General features: G+C 46.0%; 19 protein-coding genes, 1 other RNA gene and 1 pseudogene. 9 read left to right on the top strand and 12 right to left on the bottom strand.

Annotated elements, in window-relative coordinates:
- Positions 1–674 precede the first annotated feature (674 nt).
- Positions 675–1,937: a sodium:proton antiporter NhaD gene (gene nhaD / locus ACFQ45_RS00745; RefSeq protein WP_377364313.1), complete on the top strand. Its 1,263-nt coding sequence runs from the start codon at positions 675–677 to the stop codon at positions 1,935–1,937.
- A gap of 217 nt (positions 1,938–2,154) precedes the next feature.
- Positions 2,155–5,205, top strand: a complete 3,051-nt coding sequence (gene amt, locus ACFQ45_RS00740; protein ID WP_377364311.1) for an ammonium transporter — start codon at positions 2,155–2,157, stop codon at positions 5,203–5,205.
- Here the strand turns inward: amt and ACFQ45_RS00735 are convergent.
- From ACFQ45_RS00735 to ACFQ45_RS00680, 12 genes and pseudogenes are all read right to left on the bottom strand, one after another.
- Positions 5,202–5,570: a Na+/H+ antiporter subunit G gene (locus tag ACFQ45_RS00735; RefSeq protein WP_377364309.1), complete on the bottom strand. Its 369-nt coding sequence runs from the start codon at positions 5,568–5,570 to the stop codon at positions 5,202–5,204. The genes amt and ACFQ45_RS00735 overlap by 4 nt on opposite strands.
- A gap of 10 nt (positions 5,571–5,580) precedes the next feature.
- Entirely contained in the window at positions 5,581–5,850 is a 270-nt protein-coding gene (locus ACFQ45_RS00730; protein ID WP_377364307.1) for a K+/H+ antiporter subunit F, read from the bottom strand.
- The gene (locus ACFQ45_RS00725) at positions 5,844–6,329 is read right to left on the bottom strand and encodes a Na+/H+ antiporter subunit E (RefSeq protein WP_377364305.1); all 486 of its coding nucleotides are present in this window, start codon (positions 6,327–6,329) and stop codon (positions 5,844–5,846) included. Before ACFQ45_RS00725 ends, ACFQ45_RS00730 begins: the two co-directional genes overlap by 7 nt.
- A gap of 1 nt (position 6,330) precedes the next feature.
- Positions 6,331–7,860, bottom strand: a complete 1,530-nt coding sequence (locus ACFQ45_RS00720; RefSeq protein ID WP_377364303.1) for a monovalent cation/H+ antiporter subunit D — start codon at positions 7,858–7,860, stop codon at positions 6,331–6,333.
- Positions 7,861–8,229 carry a Na+/H+ antiporter subunit C gene (locus ACFQ45_RS00715; RefSeq protein ID WP_377364301.1) on the bottom strand — a complete coding sequence of 123 codons (369 nt, stop codon included), beginning with the start codon at positions 8,227–8,229 and terminating at the stop codon, positions 7,861–7,863.
- Positions 8,230–11,028, bottom strand: a complete 2,799-nt coding sequence (locus ACFQ45_RS00710; RefSeq protein ID WP_377364299.1) for a monovalent cation/H+ antiporter subunit A — start codon at positions 11,026–11,028, stop codon at positions 8,230–8,232.
- A 251-nt stretch (positions 11,029–11,279) separates the two neighbouring features.
- On the bottom strand, positions 11,280–11,657 hold the full coding sequence (locus tag ACFQ45_RS00705) for a CZB domain-containing protein (protein ID WP_377364317.1): 378 nt from the start codon (positions 11,655–11,657) through the stop codon (positions 11,280–11,282).
- A 27-nt stretch (positions 11,658–11,684) separates the two neighbouring features.
- Positions 11,685–12,173, bottom strand: a pseudogene (locus ACFQ45_RS00700) (methyl-accepting chemotaxis protein); the annotation flags it as partial.
- Positions 12,174–12,546: 373 nt separating this feature from the next.
- Positions 12,547–13,158: a Yip1 family protein gene (locus ACFQ45_RS00695; protein WP_377364297.1), complete on the bottom strand. Its 612-nt coding sequence runs from the start codon at positions 13,156–13,158 to the stop codon at positions 12,547–12,549.
- A 269-nt stretch (positions 13,159–13,427) separates the two neighbouring features.
- Positions 13,428–13,790: a transfer-messenger RNA gene (gene ssrA, locus ACFQ45_RS00690) on the bottom strand.
- Positions 13,791–13,925: 135 nt separating this feature from the next.
- On the bottom strand, positions 13,926–15,176 hold the full coding sequence (locus ACFQ45_RS00685) for a serine hydrolase domain-containing protein (protein ID WP_377364296.1): 1,251 nt from the start codon (positions 15,174–15,176) through the stop codon (positions 13,926–13,928).
- A 156-nt stretch (positions 15,177–15,332) separates the two neighbouring features.
- Positions 15,333–15,995, bottom strand: a complete 663-nt coding sequence (locus tag ACFQ45_RS00680; protein WP_377364294.1) for a TetR/AcrR family transcriptional regulator — start codon at positions 15,993–15,995, stop codon at positions 15,333–15,335.
- A gap of 129 nt (positions 15,996–16,124) precedes the next feature.
- Here ACFQ45_RS00680 and ACFQ45_RS00675 point away from each other — a divergent pair, with 129 nt between their 5' ends.
- The 7 genes from ACFQ45_RS00675 to ACFQ45_RS00645 all read left to right on the top strand — a co-directional run bounded on the left by ACFQ45_RS00675 (position 16,125) and on the right by ACFQ45_RS00645 (position 23,372).
- Positions 16,125–16,613 (top strand): DUF3237 domain-containing protein, encoded by a 489-nt coding sequence (locus tag ACFQ45_RS00675; protein ID WP_377364292.1) that lies wholly within the window; start codon positions 16,125–16,127, stop codon positions 16,611–16,613.
- Between the two features lie 52 nt (positions 16,614–16,665).
- Entirely contained in the window at positions 16,666–17,766 is a 1,101-nt protein-coding gene (locus ACFQ45_RS00670) for an extracellular solute-binding protein (protein ID WP_377364290.1), read from the top strand.
- Between the two features lie 108 nt (positions 17,767–17,874).
- On the top strand, positions 17,875–19,509 hold the full coding sequence (locus ACFQ45_RS00665) for a carboxylesterase/lipase family protein (protein WP_377364288.1): 1,635 nt from the start codon (positions 17,875–17,877) through the stop codon (positions 19,507–19,509).
- Positions 19,510–19,545: 36 nt separating this feature from the next.
- Positions 19,546–20,337, top strand: coding sequence for a TorF family putative porin (locus ACFQ45_RS00660; protein ID WP_377364286.1), 792 nt, complete (start codon positions 19,546–19,548; stop codon positions 20,335–20,337).
- Positions 20,338–20,507: 170 nt separating this feature from the next.
- Positions 20,508–21,662, top strand: a complete 1,155-nt coding sequence (locus ACFQ45_RS00655; protein WP_377364315.1) for an ABC transporter ATP-binding protein — start codon at positions 20,508–20,510, stop codon at positions 21,660–21,662.
- A 7-nt stretch (positions 21,663–21,669) separates the two neighbouring features.
- Entirely contained in the window at positions 21,670–22,566 is an 897-nt protein-coding gene (locus ACFQ45_RS00650) for an ABC transporter permease (protein ID WP_377364284.1), read from the top strand.
- A gap of 2 nt (positions 22,567–22,568) precedes the next feature.
- Positions 22,569–23,372, top strand: a complete 804-nt coding sequence (locus ACFQ45_RS00645) for an ABC transporter permease (RefSeq protein WP_377364282.1) — start codon at positions 22,569–22,571, stop codon at positions 23,370–23,372.
- The last annotated feature ends 80 nt before the right edge of the window (positions 23,373–23,452 follow it).

The raw sequence follows: 23,452 nt of genomic DNA, 5'->3' as shown, positions 1-23,452 counted from the left end.
GTCGTCAAGCTTCAAATACGAAGCCCTGATCAGAAATGGTCAGGGCTTTTTTGTGCTTGTTTAAAAAGCGATTAACCCCATCCTAGCCTTCCCCTTAGAAAGGGGAAGGAACCTGAGATGCCTGCGTTAAAAGGGGTCAGATCCCTTTACGTACATCAGTTTCAAGTAACCACTGACAGGATAGGGATCCGACCCCCATCCTAGCCTTCCCCTTAGAAAGGGGAAGGGACACGAAATACCTGCGTTAAAAGGGGTCAGATCCCTTTACGTACATCAGTTTCAGGCAATCCCTTTACGCACATCAGTTTCAAGTAACCACTGACAGGATAGGGATCCGACCCCTACGAGTCCGAACCCCACCCTAGCCTTCTCCTTTAAAAGGAGAAGGAACCTGTGAGCTCAATTAATGTGCTGCATTTGCTTGTATTGGAGCTAAAACAGTTCGCTCAAGGCTCGACTTACGAAAATGATTTGTTTTTGTAACTTTGGTTCGTCATTCGCGTTTTATATAGAGAGTTTTCCTCGAATTTAGGTCCATTTTTGCTTTAGCAAGAGGTGTTATGAAATAAAGTTTCATAATTCCGCTGTTTGTGTGTAGGACTCCACTCTAAAGAGGTATAAAATTCGCGCATCAAATTTTTGGGCTTTTACATTTACGAACTGAGGTTATTGAGATGCCGGCTGTACTGGAGTACATCCTGATTGGCTTAGCGGTTGTCGCTTTGCTAGGGGTGGTGTTAGAAGATGTTATTCATGTTAATAAAGCGAAGGTGACGCTATTTTTAGGCACTTTTTCTTGGGTGCTTTTGTATGTGTTTCATTCAAATACACCTGAGCAAGGAGAAGCGGTTGCGAGGGGGTTTGAGGAGAACGTTGCTGAGATAGCAAGTCTATGGTTGTTCCTGGTGGCAGCAATGACGTTCGTTGCTTATTTAAACAAGAAGGGAATGATTGAAAACGTTATTCACTTGTTTATGCTAAAGCGTATCAGTGAAAGAGCCTTGCTGTTTTTAACGGCAATTTTCTGTTTCATATTCTCTTCGCTAGCAGACAATATCACAGCGACCTTGGTGTCGGTTACTTTGATTCTATCGCTTAATTTGTCCACTAAGAAAACCGTGCGTTTTGCTACTTTGGTTGTGTTCGCGGTGAACTCAGGCGGTGTTTCTTTGATTACTGGTGATGTGACGACGCTGATGATCTTCCTTGAAGATAAGGTCGATATTCTAGATTTGATGATGTTATCAGCGCCTGCCTTTATCGCGGTTATGCTGTTAGCTGTTCTGCTCAGCAGAGGAATGAAGGAAACCGTTGAGATCAGCATCACACGTAATGAAGTCCGTAGTGTGGATTTATTAATTGGTGCGGCCTTCCTATGTACTATTGTCAGTACAATTGTTGCTAACGTTCTGTTTAATATTCCCCCTGTTTTGATGTTCCTATTGGGGATGGCGACTATGTTCTTGATTGCTCGTTTCTTTGATGCGGATGAAAAAGAAGAGCAGTCCATTCTGGAATATATTCGTGTTATTGAGTTTGAGACGTTGTTGTTCTTTTTGGGCATATTGTTGCTCGTGGGTATGCTCAAAGAAATCGAAGTATTAGACTCGATTGTACGTATGTATGAAATCTTGCCGCCATCTATTGCCAATTTCTTGATGGGGGTTTTGTCCTCTGCCATCGACAACGTGCCTCTGACGGCAGCTCTTCTAAAAGCTGGCATTGTCATGACTGAAGCGGAATGGCTGGGTCTGACTTATGCGGTGGGCGTGGGTGGTTCCTTGCTTGTCATTGGTTCTGCTGCGGGTATTGTTGCGATGAGTAAGGTAGATGGGCTGACGTTTGCTTCTTATGCTCGTTATAGCTTGGTGCTTTTGTTGGTGTATAGCATAGGTTATGTCGCTTCTATGGCCTTAGCCCAGTTAGTGCTTGGATAATTAGGCTATCCTGTCGATTTTTAAAAGGCACCTATTGGGTGCCTTTTTTGTATCCATTTGTATCCATTGCTATTAATTTTTTAAAAGTGGCCTGACAATTGAATGATTATAAGGACTCGCTTTGATATCGATTTTCATTCAAAAATTAATCGGTTTTGTCATCTGAATGATCAAGTTTGGTGCGTAAGCGTGATGTAGACAGGATATTGGAGCGCATATGATTGATGTTGGTTGGCTTTTAATCTCGGCCTCATTAGTGTTTTTAATGCAAGCTGGGTTCTTGTGTTTAGAAAGTGGTCGCATCCGAAGTAAGAACAGCATTAACGTTGCTGCCAAAAACATTTCTGATTTTATTCTCTCCTCTGCAATTTTTAATCTCGTCGGTTTTGGTTTGATGTTTGGCCTCTCTCAAGGGGGCTTATTTGGAACATCAAATTTCCTTTTTGGCGATGGGGCGTCTTCTACCTCTATTGCCTTTTTCTTCTTCCAAATGATGTTTTGCGGTACCGCTGCGACCTTGGTTTCTGGAGCCGTGGCCGAGCGAATGACCTTTACGGGTTATCTGGCGATCACGGTTGTGTTGAGTGCCTTAATTTATCCTATTGTGGGCCATTGGGCTTGGAATGGCATTTATTCGGAAAATAATACGTCAGGTTGGTTGGAGTCCTTAGGCTTTATTGATTTCGCTGGCTCCACTGTCGTGCATTCCGTGGGGGGGTGGGTTGCTCTGATTGCGGTATTGCTGATTGGGCCCCGCTTACGACGCTTTGATAAGGGGATTTATTTACCTCAAGGGAGTAACTTGCCTCTTGCTGGGCTTGGGGTGCTGTTAATTTGGTTAGGCTGGATTGGCTTTAATGGTGGCAGCACTTTAGCGTTAAACGATGACGTACCTGGAATTCTACTGAATACTTTTGTGGCGGCCGTATGGGGTGGGATTGCCTCCAGTGCTTTTGTCTTGGTTCGGAAAGGCTTTATTGATGTTTCTCAGATCTTAAATGGTGTGATTGCAGGCTTAGTGGGTATTACTGCGGGTTGTCATGTGGTGTCTGTGAGTGGTGCGATTATCATTGGTATTGTGAGCGGTATGCTAACCGTGGTGGGCAGTGGCTTTATGGAGCGCTGGAAGCTGGACGATGCTTTAGATGTCGTACCTGCGCATTTATTCGCAGGGATTTGGGGGACTGCTGCCGTAGCGTTATTTGGTGATTTGGAGGTGATAGGCACGGGATTAAGCCGATTAGAGCAGCTTGGAGTTCAACTTATAGGGATTGGTTCTGTTGGTCTATATTCTTGTCTAATAGCGTATGTGTCATTGAAGTGCATAGGGCTGTTTGTGTCCCTACGAGTGAGCGTTGAGGATGAAGAGAAAGGACTGAATGTTTCTGAACATCAGGCGACTACGGAGCTCATTGATTTGCTGAATTCTATGCAGTATCAGGAGGATGAAGCAGACTTCTCACGTCGTGTCCCGGAAGAGCCATTCACCGAAGTTGGGCAAATCGCCAAGCAATATAATCAGGTGATTGACCGAGTAAACCAAGAAATCTCTGAGCGTGACCAGGCTTTGTTTTGGTTTAAAGAAAGTGAGATGCGCAAGTCGGCTATTCTTAATTCCTCAATGGATTGCATAATTACCATAGACGCCTATGGCAATATCATGGAATACAACCCCGCTGCAGAGCGTACCTTTGGTATGTTGAAGCGACAGGTTCGGGGGAAAAGTTTTATCGAGCTATTTGTACCCCCTAAAGACAGGGAAGAAATCAGTAATAGTTTGGATACGGGCTTTTCATCTTCCAAAGGATGGGTCTTGAATCGACGTAACCACTTTCAGTTGCAGCGCGGCCGAGATCAGTCTTTTCCTGTGGAAATAGCCATAACGAAAGCTTTAAATGATGATGGGGGCTTTCAAGAGTTTACCCTTCACATTCGTGATGTGACCCGCCATGTGAAGCTGCAACAGCGACTTCGCTTCTTAGCTTACAGCGACCCTCTGACTAATTTGTATAATCGTACTTACATGAATGAACAGCTTGAGCGTTCGTTGAGGAATGGTACGGGTGAGCCGGTCGCTTTGCTTTTCTTAGACTTAGATAAATTTAAGATCATAAATGACACATTAGGTCACAAGGCGGGTGATGAGCTGTTATGTGAGGTGGCTGTTAGGTTGAATAATGCGGTAGCACTCTCAGATGTCATTTCTCGTTGGGGGGGAGATGAGTTCTTGATCATGATGACGGAGGATGTGACAGAAGATCGCGTCAGCTCGCTGGCAATGGCTATCTTAGAGAGCATGCGAGAGCCCGTCACCTTGACAGACAAACCTGTCAATGTGGCCACGAGTATCGGTATGGCGATTTCCACCCCTGACATTACTGCTGAAAAGTTAATCCAACAGGCGGATATGGCCATGTATTGGGCTAAGCAGAACGGTCGCGACAACGCAAAGTTCTATGAACCTCATATGGCTGAAAAGGTTTCAGGCCAGTTTCAGTTTGAGCAGGAAATTAAAGAAGCGCTTGATAGTCATCAAATGTTCTTAGTCTATCAACCCCAAGTGGACAGTAGTAGTGATCGCATTTTTGGCTTAGAAGCTCTGATTCGCTGGCAGCACCCAGAAAAAGGGTTAGTCTCTCCGGCAGAGTTTATTCCTGTTGCGGAAGAATCTACCTTGATTAACAAGATCGGCGAATTCGTGATTGATAGCGTCCTACGTCGTCTCTCTAAGTGGCAGCAAGACAAGGTTGATGTGGTCCCTGTAGCGGTCAATATTTCTGGACGTCATCTCATCTCAGAAGGTTTTCCGCAGTTTATAGAGCGCTCCTTACGCCATTATAAAGTGGATGGCCGCTGGTTAAAGATTGAAATCACCGAGGGGGTCTTTATTCATGATGTTCATGAGAGTATCGAGATCATGAGCGCGTTAAAAACCTTGGGTGTTGAAATCTCGGTGGATGACTTTGGGACAGGGTATTCCTCTTTGCACTACCTCAAAATGCTACCTCTGGATATTTTGAAGATCGATCAGTCATTTGTACTGGAGAGTGGTGATGGGGCAGAGGGAGATAAAATCTGTGAGGCGATTATTCAGCTGGCACAGAATCTGGACTTACAGGTCATCGCTGAGGGTGTTGAGACAGAGCTTCAGGCCAAAGTATTAAATGATTTGGGCTGTAATCTGCATCAAGGCTTTTATTACTTCCGTCCAGAAAGCGAAGAGACTGTTGGCGAACGCTTACGCCAACAGTCAAAAAGATTAGCTTAATCTTCTGTATCAGGTGCTTGACGCTCTTTAGCTCGAGGCATCAGCTCCTGACGGCTTGTTCTAGGGATGGCCGGAGTATTGTGGTGCAAGGCCACCTTGGCTACCATGTTTGCAGCGACTGGAGCTGTGATGAGCAGAAACAAGGTAATCAATAGTTCTGCAACAGATAAGCTACCTTGACGCAGGGAATGATAAATCAAAGACGATAGCAGCACGCCTGTGATGCCTAACGTCGTAGCTTTAGTTGGCCCGTGAAGGCGGGTAAAAATATCCGGTAAGCGCGCTAGGCCAATAGACCCTACTAGCAAGAAAATCCCACCCACTAATAACAGAGCCGTAATTACTAATTCAGTCATAAAACTCATTTTAGGCTCCTTACTCTATGATGTCGCCGCGAAGTAGATATTTACAAAGGGCGGATGTACTCACAAAACCAAGCATCGCGATAAGCAACGCGGCTTCAAAATATAAGCTAGTGCCCGCATAAATCCCGTACAGCATGATCAAAGCAATGGCATTAATGTACATGGTATCTAGCGCTAAAATCCGATCGGCTACATGGGGGCCCACAAGCAGACGCCAAAGATTTAAAAAGAGCGCAATACAAATACAGATGGTGACGAAAAACAACGCCCAACTTAGCATCCTAGGATCTCCTTTATGGGGCGCTCGTAGCGCTGTTTGATTTCATTGATCAACTCCTGCTCATCGGTTAGATGTAGTGCATGAACATAGAGCCACTTCTTATCTTCAGACACTTCCGCACTGACGGTGCCCGGAGTAAGAGAAACCGTACTGGCGAGTAAGGTAATGCCCACATCTGAAGATACCTCTAAAGGGACGGCGATGAAGCCAGGCTCTAACTTACGTAATGGGCCAACAACCAGCAAAGCCACTTGGAAATTCGCTTTTAAAATATCGCCTAAAACCAAAAAGAAATAGCGTACAGCTAACCAAGGCTTTTTAAGCTTAGGGTGCTCATCACGCATGCTATTCACAAGCAAAGGAATGGAAATAGCAAAAAAGGCTGCCAGCAATATATGTCCAGGGTGAATGGAGTTATTCAGCAATAACCAAACAACAAACAGCAAGATGCTATGGAAAGGCATTGGGAAGAAAGCCATATTATCTACCTCCTTCTACAAGTGGACTGGTCAACAGCGCATCGACTGATAAGCTAGGATCGTGCAAGAAGGCTGCAGCAGAGTCCGCTAGCTCCGCCATAGGACCAGCGAACAAAGCAAGCAATGGCGACGCAATCAGTAGCATCACGACGCCAATCCATTCACCCACATGGATGACTTGTTTCTCATCGCTCTGTTTTTGATTTGCTTTGCGCCAGAATAAGGTTGTGCCTGCTCGAGACAAAGCAATCAGAGCCCCCAGACTGCTTAACAACAGAACTGGCCAAACCCAAACGTGCTCAGCGGCAGATTGGGTCGCCTGCAGAATCATGACTTTACCGATAAAACCTGAGAAGGGCGGCATGCCAATAATGGCAATGGCAGCGATGGCAAAAAAGATCCCTAAGAAAATAGGATTATCCATGCCTTTGGCCACAACAAAGCGGTCTTCAGCTTTGCCTCGTTGACGCGAAATCATGTCTGCCAACAAGAACATACCGCCAGCCACTAAAGTACTGTGAACCATATAGTAGACGGCTGCACTGGTAGCGGCTTCGTTTTGCAAAGCGGCACACACTAATAAAGAGCCTGCGGACAAAATAACCAAGTTCGCGTTCAGCAGTTTTAGACCTGGGCTTGCTAGTGCGCCAATGGTGCCGATGGCAATGGTTAATAGTGCCAATGGCCAGATCCACGATTGGGCAATATTCGCTAACTCCCCAGCCTCATCACCGAATACCACATTGTGGATGCGCAAAATGCTGTAGATACCGACTTTCGTCATAACCGCAAAGATGGCTGCCACAGGTGCGCTAGCGCTTGAATAGGTTTTTGGAAGCCAGAAATGCAAAGGCAACATGGCAGACTTGAGACCAAACACGACCAATAGCAACAAGCCACCGATCTTGGCAAGAATTGCCATACTGCCAGATAGCTCTGAAATTTTCTGAGCCATATCGGCAATATTTAGGGTGCCGAGAGTGCCGTACAGAATCCCTAGGCCAAACAAAAACACACTTGAGCCCACCAAGTTTAGAATGACGTAATGCACCGTAGCTTGGGTCTTTTGTTTGCCGCCTCCGTGAACAAGCAAGGCATAAGACGCAATGAGCAAGACTTCAAAGAATACGAACAGGTTAAAAACGTCACCGGTTAGGAAGGCGCCATTGATGCCCATGATTTGAAACATAAACAAGGGATAAAAGTATCCCCCTGCACGGTCGTGGCTACCTGTGGAGTAACTCAAGGCTCCCAAACCTAGGAAAGTGGTTAAAGCCACCATGACGCTGGACAGAGGGTCTGCTACGAGAACAATCCCAAATGGCGGTTGCCAGCCTCCTAAAATGTATTGGGTAACCCCATTCGTTTGAATGTCATACACCAACCAAAAGGCCACAAACACCTGCAAAACAGCCGATAGTAGAGCAAGTAATCGTTGACGTTGTATCGTTCCCGAAAAAGGCGGCAACAGTAACAGCGCACCCGTAAACAAAGGGAGTAATACGGGTAAAATACTTAGGTGTTGTAGCATCTAGCGCTGCCCTCCAGACTTCTGGCGTTGTTGCTCCTGACGTGTGGTGGGTGTTCTACCATCCACATGATCGTTACCCAAATCTGCCCGGGCACGCATCGCTAAGATAACGGCGAATGCCGTCATGGCAAAACCGATAACGATAGCGGTCAACACCAGCGCTTGAGGGAGAGGATCTCCATAGCTATCAGACATACCCAATACAGCAGCGGCGTCTAGCTTCAAGCGTCCGCTAGCAAACAAGAAAAGGTTCACTGCATAAGATAAAAGGGTCAGACCCACAACCACAGAGAAGGTGCGTCCCCGAAGTGTTAAAAAAATACCGCAGGCTGTCATCAGCCCGACACAAAAAGCGTAGATACCTTCCATTTACGCGTCCTCCTCAAAAACCGGGCGCTCGCTGGTTGTTAATTGTCCTAGGTTCGCCAAAATCAACATAGTTGCGCCAACCACTGTTAGGTACACGCCCAAATCAAATAGCATGGCACTTGCCAACTCAAATTTGCCAATAACAGGTAAGTAGAAGTAATCAAACCAAGAGGTTAAGAAAGACTCTCCAAAGAACCAGCTGCCTAAACCTGTCAGTGCTGCGATACCGATCCCTGAGCCAATCATAATCTGATAATCCAGCTTCAGACGGTCCTTGATCCAATCAACACCGTGGGCCACATACTGCTGTACAATGGCCACCGAAGTAATCAAACCAGCGATAAAACCACCACCAGGCATATTATGCCCGCGAAGGAAAATATAAGCCGATACTAACAGCGCCAAAGGTAACAAGCTTTGGGAAATCACCGCCAGCATCAGTGGATGACGATCCGTTGACCAGGGGCGGCCATGATCATCACTGGTCGGCATAAACAATCGCATACGGGCGATCAGCTTAAAGATACCCAGTGCTGCGATCCCCAGTACCGTGATCTCACCCAAGGTATCGAAACCACGAAAATCGACCAAGATCACATTGACCACGTTGGTTCCACCGCCACCCGTTTTACTGTTTTCGGTGAAGAAGGTAGAGATCGAATCCAATGGGCGAGTCATTAGGGCATAAATCACCGTGCCCACAATACCCCCAACCATTGCTGAGATCCCCAAGTCTCGAACTACGCGGCGAGGGCTTGATTCCTTAGGTGTTTTTTGAGGCAAAAAGAATAACGCCAACATCAGCAAGATAACCGTCACGACCTCTACTGATAGTTGAGTCAAAGCTAAGTCTGGTGCGGAGAATTTGGCAAACGCCAATGACACGATTAACCCCACAACAGAGAGCGTCAACAGAGCAACCATGCGACGACGATGCCATACAACCGTTGCCAGAGAACCAATTGCAAGGAGCACGGCACCCGTTATGGATAAAGCATCCACTGGGATTTCAGGTCGACGCCCTGCTGTCGTATTCAAATCTAACAATGGGTAAGCGCTGACGATAATGGTGAAGCTTAATACAAAATAGATGTATCTCTGCAGAGAACCATTTTCGAATAGATTAATGAACTTCTGACACCAGGTGACGCCCCCTTGGATAATGTACTCAAATACCAACTTAGGGTCATTTGCGGGGAATTGGGCCTGAAATTTAAACAAGTGTTGGCGGTTGTAGTACACCAAAAGACCGCCAAAGAAAGCGATAAAGCTCATAAGCAGTGGCATATTGAAACCATGCCAGATAGACAAACTGTAATCAGGCACAGGACTATTCAAGGCCGAGAAAGACGCGCTGTAAAGCAAATCACCTACGACCAAGCTAGGTAGAATACCCACTAGCAAACACAGGGCTACCAAAATCTCCACGGGGACGCGCATGTAGCGTGGTGGCTCATGGGGCGTTTTTGGAAGATTAATCGGTTCGCCATTGAAAAACACATCGTGGACAAAGCGAGTGGAGTAAGCCACGGACAAGACACCACCCAAGGTCGCCAACACAGGTACCATCCAAGATAGGGAACCCAGCGCCCCTTGATGTAAGGTCTCAGTGAAGAACATCTCTTTTGATAAGAAACCATTTAGCAGTGGAACCCCAGCCATCGCTGATGCGGCCACCATTGCCAAGGTAGCGGTATAGGGCATGTATTTCCACAGGCCATTGAGTTGGCGCATGTCACGGGAGCCAGACTCATGGTCGATGATCCCCGCCGCCATAAACAAAGACGCCTTAAAGGTGGCATGGTTAATTATATGGAAGATGGCCGCCACAAGGGCTAAATCTGAGCCCATGCCCAACAGTAGAGTAATAAGCCCTAGATGACTGATAGTGGAGTTGGCCAGCAAACCTTTAAGATCGTGCTGAAACAGGGCTAAGTAACCGCCTAATAGGAAGGTGGCCAGGCCAGTCATACTTACGATTAGGAACCACAGTTCTGTACCCGCCAAAGAAGGGTAAAAGCGTGCCATCAAGAAAATACCTGCTTTAACCATGGTGGCGGAGTGCAGGTAGGCACTAACAGGAGTGGGTGCCGCCATGGCATTGGGCAGCCAGAAATGGAATGGGAACTGGGCGGATTTTGTAAATGCACCAAGCAGAATCAGCACCACAATAACAGGGTAAAGCTGGTGAGCACGGATCAAATCGCCACTGTCTAATACGGTTTGGAGCTCAAAGCTACCCACCACATTACCTAAGATCAGCAAGCCCGCAAGTAAGAATAAACCGCCAGCGCCTGTGATCGTCAGGGCCATACGCGCGCCTTTACGGGCATCGCTCTTGTGTCCCCAGAAACTGATGAGCAAGAAGGAGCTGATGCTCGTCAACTCCCAAAACATCCAAATCTGAATGAGGTTGTCAGACATCACCACGCCAAGCATGGCAAACATGAACAGAATCAGATAAGAGTAGAACTTACCCATATTGTCTTTTTCAGACAGGTAGTAACGGGCGTACAGAATAACTAAAAGACCAATCCCAAGGATCAGCAAAGAGAATAGAAAAGACAGGCCATCTAAACGAAAAGCCAGATTTAGGCCAATGCTTGGCACCCAATCTAAGGCCGCTTGAAAGCGCTGCCCGTCGAGAATAGCCGGCGCTAGCTGAAGTATCAAAAATAGTGCGATTGCAGGCAGTGCTGCTGTCCAAAAGGCGCAAGCTGTTCGACTATATCGGGCGCTGCACAGCGGAACTAAGGTTCCCAACAAAACGAGTAGGGGAATGCATAGTAGAGTGTTCAACGGATCTGCTCCTTTGTAGCAATGTATTCAGGGCAGCCGATAAAAAGCCGATCCCTCGTCTCCGATTTTAAGCGATACCATACAAATCAGACGCTTAATGTTCAATATCTTGTAAGGATAGCGTGATATTGCAATATTTACTGCAAAAAAGTACATGAAAAAAGTAACAAAATTAATGTGTTGCATACACGCTAAAAAGCGCTAGGTGGTGCCCAGCGCTGCTCAAATAGACAGAGTTGAGGTGGGGAAGTTCAACCTTCTTTAATTTCTTCGAGTAGAGCTTCTATGTTTTGAACCACTTGGAGGCTGGCACCTTCCATCTTCTCTAAATGTTGTAGCATCACCTTGCCTTGTCCAGCCATTGCGGCTTGAACGGCTGCGCGTCCAGAGTCGTGAACCAATTTATGGGGCGCTTCAATGGCTTTAAAGTTACGAGACTGTTGGAAATGCTTTTGCCCATATCCTTGGTAGTACCATTTACCTAGGCGACATTCAGTGTGAGCATTCACTTCTTCAGCAAAGTCCTGCTTATCGATTTTAGTGTAAACTTGGTTTTTCCAAACGGAGTGGTCCAGCTTCACAGTATCAAGGAAGGCTTGTGTCGCAGCCAATTTAATGACGTTTTGCATTTGTTCTGAGGTGTTAATCACACTTCCAACAATACTGTCGATTTGACCGGCTGATGTGGCCACATCTTCAGCGCTAGACTGATTCTTGTCTACTATGGTTTTGATCTGTTGGGTTTGCTCCAGCACCTTGCGCACCAAATCCTCGACTTGCTCACTGGCGGCATGGGTTTTACTGGCGAGATTGCGTACTTCATCTGCAACGACTGCGAACCCTCGGCCCGCTTCGCCTGCGCGAGCTGCTTCAATAGCGGCATTTAATGCCAATAGGTTGGTTTGATCAGAAATTTCCTGGATGCTGGACACTAATTGACTGATACCACTAGCGGTTTTATCCAGTACATTGGCGGCGTCCATACTGGAGCTGGCTTCTTGATTAATAATCTGGGCTCGGTCATTGAGACGAGAAAGGGCGTTTCGGGTTTCGCTAAATAATGAATCAACTTCTTTCAGCTTCTTGCGCTCGTCGATAAGGGTTTCAGCACTTTCCGCTAAGCCTTGTCGAATGGAGCCTAGCATCTCTCCGCCTTTGAGTTGGTAACTAAGAAGCTCGTTACACAAATCATCCTGTTGGTTTTGTTCTGATTGCTGGGACACTCGATGCAGCTCGGACTCTAGAGAGGCAATGCGTTGCGCATTTTCCTCTCGCTCTGACTGAAGCTGCTGTTCAAGTTCAGCGATTCGCTGCTTATACCCTTGAAAAAACATCTTAACTTCTACTCCGTATGGCGACACAAGCGCTAGGGGCTTAATTGAAAGTAACCATAGGATAAAAGTTATTTATGATGGATGTGTGGTGTTTTTGTAATCAGATATAAAAAACCTGCTCTCGATCAATTATTGGGAGAGCGAGAGCAGGAATGGGTAGATTATTAAAGCCAAGAGAGAGTGGTTAACCAAAGAACATCCACATGATGCTGTGCTCAGAGCCCATGCTCCAGAGTAAAACCACCACAGCCAGCATGAACTCTAAAACCAAAACGCCTATGCCCAAGGTGCCGCTAGACAAAATAAAACCTTCTTTATGACTGATACCTAAGAAACTAGGGGTGCCTTTATAAAGAAGATAGCCCGTGTAGGCTACGCCTAATACTAATGCCAACGTGCAAAGCCAGATGATGGGGTAGAGGGCAAACAGGCCACTTAGAAACATTGGTGTCGCAATATAGCCTGCAAACACTATGCATTCAGAGCGACTTGGGCGGTGGGAGTGACTGCGGGCTAGGGCATGAATCACAGATCCAACCGCAGCAACGGCCGCTAAAATGATCCCATAGAACAGCACCCCAAGACCCAAGGCGGTCATGGTAGACAGCTTAATGGCTTCTTCACCATTGAGTGTCCAGCCAACTTGTGTCGTGCCGATAAAACTACTGACTACCGGGATAGCCGCCAGAATCAGTACGTGGTGTGCATACATATGACTAACGGATTCGTGCTCTTTATTGATTTCTCGCCATTCTCTATCAGGGTGATGGATTAAGCCCCATACATGATTGATCATGGATACCTCCTCGCTGCGCGTCAGCTGTGAGACATGGATTTCAAAAATGCTTAAATTGACAGTGGTCAATCTCAGTATAGATACATACGGAGGATCTGGCGGATCGGGTAATAATAATTTCTTATAAACAGAAAATGTTTAGATGAAGCCTTTATAAAGAAACGGGGAGTAGAGCACAGACGCTCGTTTGGGCATACCGTCAGCGTCAAAAGCAGCTAGCACAGGATATAAAAAAAGGCCGCTCACAGGTGAGCGGCCTTTTCGATGATTGGTGGAGATGGGGGGAGTCGAACCCCCGTCCGCCAGTCCTCTGCCATCGGATCTACATGTTTAGTCTCTTCTACTTTTTGACTGTTTACCGCCCGAAGGACAGGGTGTAACCAGCGAGCCTGTTTGATCTTAGATCCTTATCCCCAGGCAGGGCATCGGATAGCATCTCGTAATTTATGATACTGCGGAATCCCGGGCTACAAGCAACCTGGGGGCAGCACACTAGCAGGTTATTAAGCTGCTAGAGCGTAGTTTTCGTCGTTTGCGACTATATAATTGATACATGTGGATTTACGAGATCACGTATCACTCTCGACATGCACCTCAGGTTTTGTAACCGGCGTCGAAACCATGTCATCCCCGAAGTTGCGACCATTCTAACGGAATTTGTGCCGCTTCGCTAGGCGTCGAATGCGACTAACATGCGGTAATAAAAGAGGAAAGTAGTCTGCCAGGTAGGCAGACTACTTCTTTAGTGGTTGTTAAGCGTCGCTGTTTTATTGAGCTTGCCAATGGGATGCGGTCATAAAGAAGCGAACGGTTTCTTCATGTAAAAGGTTTTCATCCACATCTAACGGGAAGTAGCTTAGCTTCACAATGACGGTCTCGGTAGATGGGTCTACAAAGATGAATTGTCCTTGTAAGCCAATCGCGGAAAACGCCGGTGTTTTGGAGAAGGTCCACCACTGGTAGCCATAATCAATAGGTTCACTTTCATCGCCCGCTGGGCGAGCGGAATCTAAGACCCATTGTTCAGGTACGATTTGTTTACCGTTAACTCGGCCTTTATTTAGGATCATTTGGCCAATCCGAGCAAAGTCTCGCAGTGAAGCATTAAAGCCTGCACCACTGAACTCACGACCGACACCGGGTTCTCCATCCATAATAAAAAAACCATCCTGTTCTGCGCCGAGTGGCTCCCACAATTTTTCAGCCATATAATTTGAGATGTTTGTGCCACTAACTCGTTCGATCAGTAAGCCGAGTACGGCGGTGTCGATTGTTTTGTACGCAAATACTTTTCCGGGTTGTGATGAGCGACCAATGGTTTTGGCGACATCAACAAAGCGTACGACATTTTTAATTAGCGCTTCGATGTGGTTTTTGCTGGCTACGCTCATTGTGTGGAAGTCATAACTTTCCACATAATCTACCCCAGAGCGCATTTCTAGTATTTGTTTAATGGTCACACCGTTGTATGCACCGGGTTTTAGTTCTGGCAGGTATTCGGTAATGTCCTGTTCGATGGATTGGATTAGACCGTCCTCAACCGCAATCCCGATTAGGATAGAGGTGATGGATTTGGTCATCGACCAGCCCATGAATTTGGTATCTGGAGTTGAGTGGTTGTGGTATTTCTCGTACACCACTTTTCCTTGTTTAATGATCATCATGGCATTGGTGTAGGTACGATCTAAAAACTCTTCTGGAGTTAAAGTTTCACCGCCCATTTCATAGGTAAAGTCCAGTGGCGCTAGTTGATAATCTAGGGCGCTGGGCTGTCCTGATTTTGGTACTTTGCGCGTGGTATATAGCATGTCCATTTGGCGGAACATGACGGAGTTAACCTGTTTGTCATTCATATGCCAGCGCGCATTTTGAATCGCGATGGGTACGCTGGATGGGGCGCCGACTTGCTCTAAAATAGGCTCTAACATTAATCCTGTTGGATTAGATGCTGGACGTGTAGTGTCCACAACAGGGGTGTCCGTGACATCGCGGTTTGGCATGTCTGCATTGATTGGCATAAATTGCTCCACATAAAAAAGTAATGACTATGTATCGGGTGTTAATGAGTGGTTCGACACGTTTTACATAGGGCATTGCCAATTCTATAGACTGGCAAGCAATTCAGACTTTGTGTGGAAATACGAGGTCTTTCCGTCATCACTGGTTGTCCGAGATTAGTTAAGTATCCAAGGTTTTAGCAATGCGCTAATCAGTTCGCGCAAATGCAAAACCAGTTCTTCGCGTGTGGCGAAATGTCCGCCAACGTATTCCTGAAATTCATGAGCACTGATGCAATAAATGATGCTGGCAACTTGCTCAGTTGGGCAGTCGGGCGAGAGCTGTTGACTGTTAATCATTTTGTCAAAAGCACGCAGCATTTGTTGTGAGTAAAAACTACGCTCAGATTCCAATCCTTCAATCCGGTCATGCTCTTCAGGCAAGAGTAATGACGCGGCTAATATTTCACGCCACATGTGTATGTCGATGGCTTCGTTTTCAGGGTGTAGTGCACCTAAGATGATGTTGCTGAGATACACCACGGGATCATCTGATGGCATTTCAATCATTCGATCAATGGCTTCGGCGGTTAATTCCCTTTCATCTGCGAGTAAACCAAGCAGGACAGATTGCTTCGATTCGAAGTAGTTATAAAACGTAGCAATCGAGACATCGGCCTTTTTACGAATTTTGGTAATGGTGGCTTTTTCGTATCCCAATTCAGAGATCAGTGAGCGCGCCGCATTCAAAATGTTGCGGTGAATGGTTTTAGCTTTGAGCTGACGCTTACTTAAAGTCTCAGTTTCCTGATTACTTCCACTCGCTTTTGACGTGGTCATTTTGACTCCCATAAAAAACTAAAAATAGAATGCATTCTGCCTATTGTTTAAAAATAGAATGTGTTCTAGTATTTTTAGTGTAACGCATTCTACTTTTTATTACTAATGAAAATCGAGGCACACATAACAATGAGTCAACATATCGAGAAAGCATTGATGGCACCAGATGATTCTGGCCGTTTCCAAGTGGAGCTGGCGTTCCGCGTTTATGTCGAACTAGGCCCGACAGAAGACATGGGTAAAACCCATGACGGGTGTCGTAAGAATTACCCCATTACAGGGGGCTACTTTAAAGGTCCAAATATTTCTGGGGTTGTGATTCCAGGTGGCGCAGATGTGTCATTAGAGCGCAATGATGGTGTGGCGGAGATTGGTGCCGTATATCGACTAAAAGCGGATAACGGGCAAATTATCCTGATTGATAATCAAGGTATTTGGCGATCGGCGCAGCCTGAAGACGGCTCAAAAGACGGACATTATCTACGTACTAACCCCAAATTTATCGCTCCAGAAGGTCCACACGATTGGCTAAATAAAAGCATGTTTATTGGCACAGTTGATGACTTTGAGGGGGAGAACACCCTCATCGTTTCCATGTATCGCGTATCGGGAAGTTGATACTCATTTATTAAACCGACATAACAAATTGAATCGCAAAAAAGGAACACAAATGATGAAAAAAATTAAAAGCGTTTCACTGTCTGTCCTGCTGTCATTAACGACGCTACCTGCCATGGCCAAGGACGACACATTACATTTATACAGTTGGGCCGGAATTTTTGATAAGCAGGTATTAGACGGTTTCACCGAGCAAACAGGCTATAAAGTACAACAAGATAACTACAGCTCTGACGCCATGTTGGAAACCAAGTTGCTGTCAGGGCAAGCTGGATACGACATCGTAATACCTTCCGCTGTGCCGTATTTGCAACGGGAAATTGCCGTAGGTGCCATGCAAAAGTACGACCCGGCGAAAGTGCCGAATATGAAAAACCTCAATATTGAAATGCGCTATTTGCTGCGACAGTCCGATCCGACTTTAGAGTACGCAGCTATTGCTGCATGGGGCAGTACAGGACTCGGTTTGAATAAGAAATTGATCGGCCAGCATTTGGATTTAAGTACCGCTCCAACCAATAGCTGGGGCTTGATATTTGAGCCGCAGTACGCGCAGAAATTACAAAAGTGTGGCCTTTATTTAGTCGATTCTGCATTTGATGTGATCCCAGCAATGGCCGCGTACCTCAATCTTGATCCAACCAAGATGGATAAAGAAACCGTTGATAAGGTGATGGAAAAACTGTCTGAAATTCGTCAGTACGTGTACTTGGATACGGGTAAATTTGAAACCGATATGGCGAATGGTTCTGCTTGTGCTGTATTGGGGTTCTCTGGCTCCATCACTCACGCCAATATGATTGCGCAAAAAGCTAATAATGGTGTCGAGCTGGATTACGTTATTCCGAAAGAAGGCGCTATGGCGTGGATGACAACGATCGCGATCCCAAATAACGCTCCGAATTCAGAGGCTGCGAATGCCTTCATGAATTACCTACTTGAACCTAAGGTTTCGGCGAGAATGTCGATGCTTACTGGCTTCCCAACCCCTGTCGAAGGCGCAAAAGCCTACTTGCCGCCAGAAATGGTGAATAACCCTATGTTGTACCCACCCGAAACGACGCTAGCGCGTTTGTTCATGGGAGGGCCATTAACGGCTAAGCAGAGTCGTTACTTACAGCGTAAGTGGTCTGAGTTCCGCAGCGCGCAATAGTGTAAACGCGCTTATACCTTAGTGCCTGACACGTTAGGCACTTTCTCTAACTTTTAAAAAATATGCTAGTTGCCGTGGCAGGGATTGCTGCGTCTATTTGAGGTGAATATGTCTGAGGTGAAACTAACCGGTGTTGTGATGACCAGTACCGGTCCTATTGTCGGGAAAGTGCTTGAAAGTGGGCGTGTGTCTAGCTTCTTGGGGATTCCTTACGCACAGCCGCCAATCGGTGCGTTACGTTTTAAGGCAACACAGCCGGTTAAACCGTGGCAAACACCGTTTGAAGCGACGCAATTTGGTTCGCCATCGCTACAAATGATGGGAGCTGAACATGAAGTTGCCGACTTTATTGATGAAAATACCCCAGTAGGGGAAGGTTATTTTGGTTCAGAAGACTGCCTAACGCTGAATGTGTGGAAGCCAGAAAATGAGCAAGCCAAGCGTCCGCTGTTTATATGGATTCATGGTGGCGCAAACCACATGGAGGGGAGCCGAAGTCGAATGTACAACGGCGAAGTCATGGCTGAGCAGGGCAATATTGTTTTTGCCTCGTTAAATTACCGCTTAGGCATGATGGGGTTTATGGATGTCAGCGAGCTAGGCGGAGAGGACTACTTAGGATCATCTTGTAACGGCTTAATGGATCAACTAATGGCAGTTGAGTGGATCCTATCCAATGCCGAAGCGTTTGGCGCAGACCCAGGTAATGTCACGATCGCAGGAGAATCAGCAGGCGGGATGGACATCAGTTGGTTGCTGGCGAGTGGTCGTCTTAAGGGCAAAGTTAAACGTGCCATCCTAATGAGTAATGTTAAAGGACCGGCCGGATTTGGCGAGGCTCCGAACAAACTATCCCGCCACGATAAGCGTTTCTCTCAGACTATCGCGAAGCAATTTATGGCGCGTCTTGGCTATGACTCGTTCGAAGTTATGCAAGCCGATGCGGCGCAAAATGTGTTTAACCGTCTTGCAAACAGTGTGACGGGAGAAGATCACCTATTTGATTTAGATGGGTTGTTTTACCCCTGTGTAGATGAGGTGTTTTCAGATAACGAACCGTATCGTGCCATTCGAGCAGGAATGTTGGATGGGATCGATATTATGTTGGGGTATACCAACTATGAGGCCGGTCTTTGGGTCATGGCGGAAGAGGCCATGTTAAATTGGCCCGCCCAAAAAATGGCGGACCTTTATGGCAATCTTAGCGATCGCGTAAAAGAGAAAGTTGTCGCTCAATATCGGACGTTTCACCCAACGCTTAGCGAAGGGGAGTTGGGGCTTATGATCATGAGTGACTGTGGCTTCGTGAGCCCCATCACGTGGTTTGCAGAGGAGATGTCGGCACGTCAAAACAAGGTTTGGATGTATCGATTTGACTGGGAAGTGAATAGCACATTCAAGGCCATGCACTCCTGCGAGTTGCCATTTTTCTTTGGTCGTCCGAACGACGAGGCGGCCTGTGAGCTCATTCAAGCACCGGCGAATTCTGAGCAAACACAAGAGCGTGAAACCTTATCCCAAGCATTCTTCCAGCGAGTGCTGTCGTTTATTCATCATGGCACACCGAATGCCAACCCAACCATCAATTCATTGAATTGGCCTTTATACGAATCCAATACACGAAGCGTCATGCGTTTCGATCTCGACTGCGAAGTCATTCAACAACCCAATAAGGAGAAACACAATTGGTGGACAGAGCATGTCTACGCACCACTTATGAACCCAACTAATGAAAGCGCTTAAAACAAACATATAACGATTAATCCATGAGGAAATATCATGAAGGAACTAAAAAAAATTGTTTTACCGGCTTTGCTGATTTCATTAACTACTTCTCAGGCATTTTCTGAAGAGGCGAGTGACATTAACTTAGCCGCCGCCCAGACGGGTAAATTGGCGCCGCCTAATGATGGTGCTTTGATTCTCGGTATGTCTTTGACCAGTAACTATATTATCGGTGGCAATACACAGACCAATAATAAGCCGGCCTTTCAACCATTTATCGAGTACAACGCGCCTCAAGGTTATTACTTAGGGGCTTGGGGATCGAGCGGAATTTGTGACTGTGCGCATACCCCTTACGGTTTGTATAAAGTGGATGAAAATGAGTATGAGTACGACATATATGTAGGTTATCGAGCACGTTTAACTGAGCGTCTGAATGTAGATCTGAACGCATGGCGTTTTGCGTACGACGATACTGGTCATTTCGGTAACACCTTGAACGCTAAGGTTAATTATCGCCTGACACCAAAATTCGATCTCGGATTATTGGTGAAGTATTACACCAACTTTGATAACACTTTGTTAAGCCAGCAAGCGAGCTATGCACTCTCAGAGCAATGGCGCGTGTCAGGGGCGTATGAGGGTTGGACTCAATCAAAAACGACCGGGGCTATTAGCCAAGATAGCAGTGATAGAAACTGGAATGTCGGCATTTCAAAGCAGTTAGATCGAGCGTGGTCTTTGGATGTGCGTGCCTACGGGGCTAATTTCGCAGATGTTTGGACTGGTGAAGATGAAACGCGATATGTGATGACGGTAACTGCCATTACAGACTTGCTTCACTGATTCAACTTTTGATTTAAAGATTCAACTTGACCCTTTTGTGGCTAAACGTAGAGGCCATGAGTTTTACCCTTTTAACGAATGGTATCCGCCTTTAGAGGCAAAAGTGGTCAATTTGGTTGGAGCTTAATATGTCTACAAACGCTTCCAACCTCAGACGTTTAGGAAAAGTTATGCTGGCTTTAACAGAAAAATCGGTAATTAACTCGGCAGGCCAGTTTGGCCGCGACACAGAATCTCGTACTCCCTTAATTGAAATTCGAGGCATTTCAAAAAGCTTCCATAGCTTCACGGCAATCAATGATTTGTCTCTCAATATTTATGAAAAAGAGTTTTTTGCACTACTTGGGCCTTCTGGCTGTGGCAAAAGTACTTTGTTACGAATGCTAGCAGGCTTCGAGACGCCTACTTCCGGTCAGATTTTATTAAACGGTGAGAATATGGTGTCGATTCCTCCAGAAAAACGCCCAATAAATATGATGTTTCAGTCCTATGCTTTGTTTCCACACCTTACCTTGGAGCAAAACATTGCGTTTGGTTTGAAGCGATTAAATATGGCGAAAGACGAGATTCATTCCCGTGTGGCCGAAATGTTGTCGTTGGTACAAATGGAAAAGTTTGCACGCCGCAAGCCCGGACAAATTTCGGGGGGGCAGCGTCAACGCATTGCGTTAGCTCGTTCCCTAGCACGACGCCCCAAAATGTTGTTGCTTGATGAACCCATGGCGGCACTCGATAAAAAATTACGTCGCGAAACCCAACTTGAGCTGATGGATATCCAGCATCAGCTGGGAACCACTTTTGTAATAGTGACGCACGATCAAGAGGAGGCGATGACAGTAGCCAATCGTATTGGAATCATGGATCACGGTCATCTTGTGCAAGTTTCAACACCGTTAGAAACCTACGAGAACCCAGTGAGTCGTCATGTGGCCGAGTTTGTCGGGGATACCAATGTGTTTTGTGGGCACGTCAATGCGGTCAAAGAATCAGGATGGCAATTTTGCCTCGATAAAGTAGACACCGTTCTGGTTGCACCGGAACTGACTGGTGTTCCTTCCGGAAATATAAAGTATCTCAACGTTCGTCCGGAGAAAATGGCTGTCAGTCGAGATTACGAAGAAGACAGTTCTAATTACTTAAAGGGCACTATTATCGATGTCGCTTACCTTGGCAACCTGTCAACGTATTACGTGGATGTGGGCCTTGATAAACCTGTTTTGGCGCAAATGACCAACAGTCAGCGATTACACACAGAGCATTTTGCGGAAGGAGATGTTGTGTGGGTGTCATGGTATCCGCAAGACGGACAATTGCTGGTGCGCTGAGGTGAATATGAGCAAGTTATTTTACAATCGTTGGGTCTTAATCGGCATTCCATATGGCTGGTTGCTACTGTTTTTCATAGCGCCTTTATTCATCATTTTAGGTATTTCGCTGTCTGATCCAGCTTTCTCTATTCCACCCTATACGCCGATTTTGGAAGTGCAGCGTGGTTTGGAAGGTGTCTGGCAGTATTTATCTGAGTTGGACGTCGAGAACTTTATTACTGTCTTTCAGGATAGGGTCTATTTTGCGTCCTACTTGAATAGTCTAGAAATGGCGGCCATTACTGTTTTTTGGTGTCTGATAATTGGTTTTCCAATTGCCTACGGGATGTCCTGTGCTCCAGCATCTTGGAAACCCAAGCTTATCATGGCTATCAATCTAACGTTTTGGTGCTCGTTCTTGATTCGTATTTATGCATGGATGGTATTGCTCAGTAAAGAAGGAGTCATCAATCACTTGTTGATCGCATTGGGGGTGATTGATACTCCTCTAACGATCCTAAATACAAATTTTGCCGTGTATTTGGGGTTGGTGTATGCCTATCTGCCTTTGATGATTTTTCCTGTTTTTGCAACGTTGGAAAAACTCGATAATAGCGTATATGAAGCCGCAAGAGATCTCGGTTGCAGTCACACAAAAGCATTTTATTTCATTACGTTACCGTTAAGTCTTCCCGGGATCTTGGCTGGATGTTTTCTCGTGTTTATTCCCGTGACAGGCGAGTTCATTGTACCAAGCCTGTTGGGTAACTCTTCAACGCCCGTGATTGGACGTGTGCTATGGACTGAGTTCTTTACCAATGGTGATTGGCCTATTGCGGCTGCGATTTCAATCTTTTTGATGATGTTTTTGGTGGTTCCGATCATTCTGTCGCAAGTGTTTAAAAAAGATAAGGAGGCATAAAAATGCATCGTAAATTTACTTGGTTCAGCCTCACATCTTTGGGCATTGGCTTGGCATTTTTGTATTTGCCTATTTTAACTCTGGTTATTCTGAGTTTTAACGATTCGACTATGGTGACTGTCTGGACGCACCCATCTACCCGCTGGTATGAAACCTTGTTTACCAATGGCTCTTATTGGGGCCCTGCTTGGGTCACGATACGTATTGCATTGGTCGCGTCGACATTGGCGGTCATTATGGGAACACTAATCAGTTGCGTAGTCGTCCGCATGAAACGTTTTAAAACAAGACCCATTTTTTTGGGGATGACGATTGCGCCTTTAGTGCTGCCTGAAGTGATTACAGGGTTGTCTTTGATGTTGATGTTTACCGCTTTTCATATTGATCGCGGCTATGCCACTGTGATCATTGCTCACACCACTCTTGCGATGTGTTTTTCATCGGTGATTATTACAGCGAGAATGTCGTCGTTAGATTTATCTACCGAAGAAGCGGCAAGGGATTTAGGATGCGGGCCTATTTCTGCATTTTTACATGCGACATTACCGGCGATTTTACCGGCTATTGTGTCGGCCTATTTGTTGGCGTTTGCAATGTCTTTAGATAACTTGGTCATGACGACGTTTACGACAGGGCCGGGGATTACAACGTTGCCTATGCGTATTTACTCTGAGGTGACGACCGGTATTAAGCCTGAAATTAATGCGCTCTCGAGTATGGTTATTTTAGTTATTGCCATGTTTGTGTTGACGAGTTCATTAGTGACTAAATACTCAGCTAAGAAAGAGGCGTTGAGTTTCCCTTAGTGATGTGTGCTTGAAAAAGCACTTTCTCACAAAGGTGGGCGTCTCCACCTTTGTGAGCTTTTTATATATCAATCACGTTT

The sequence above is a fragment of the Rhodanobacter aciditrophus genome, assembly GCF_042679525.1.
GTDB lineage: Bacteria > Pseudomonadota > Gammaproteobacteria > Pseudomonadales > Marinomonadaceae > Marinomonas > Marinomonas aciditrophus.
The sequence above is the reverse complement of the archived record's forward strand: the minus strand, read 5'-3'. Positions and strand labels throughout refer to the sequence as shown.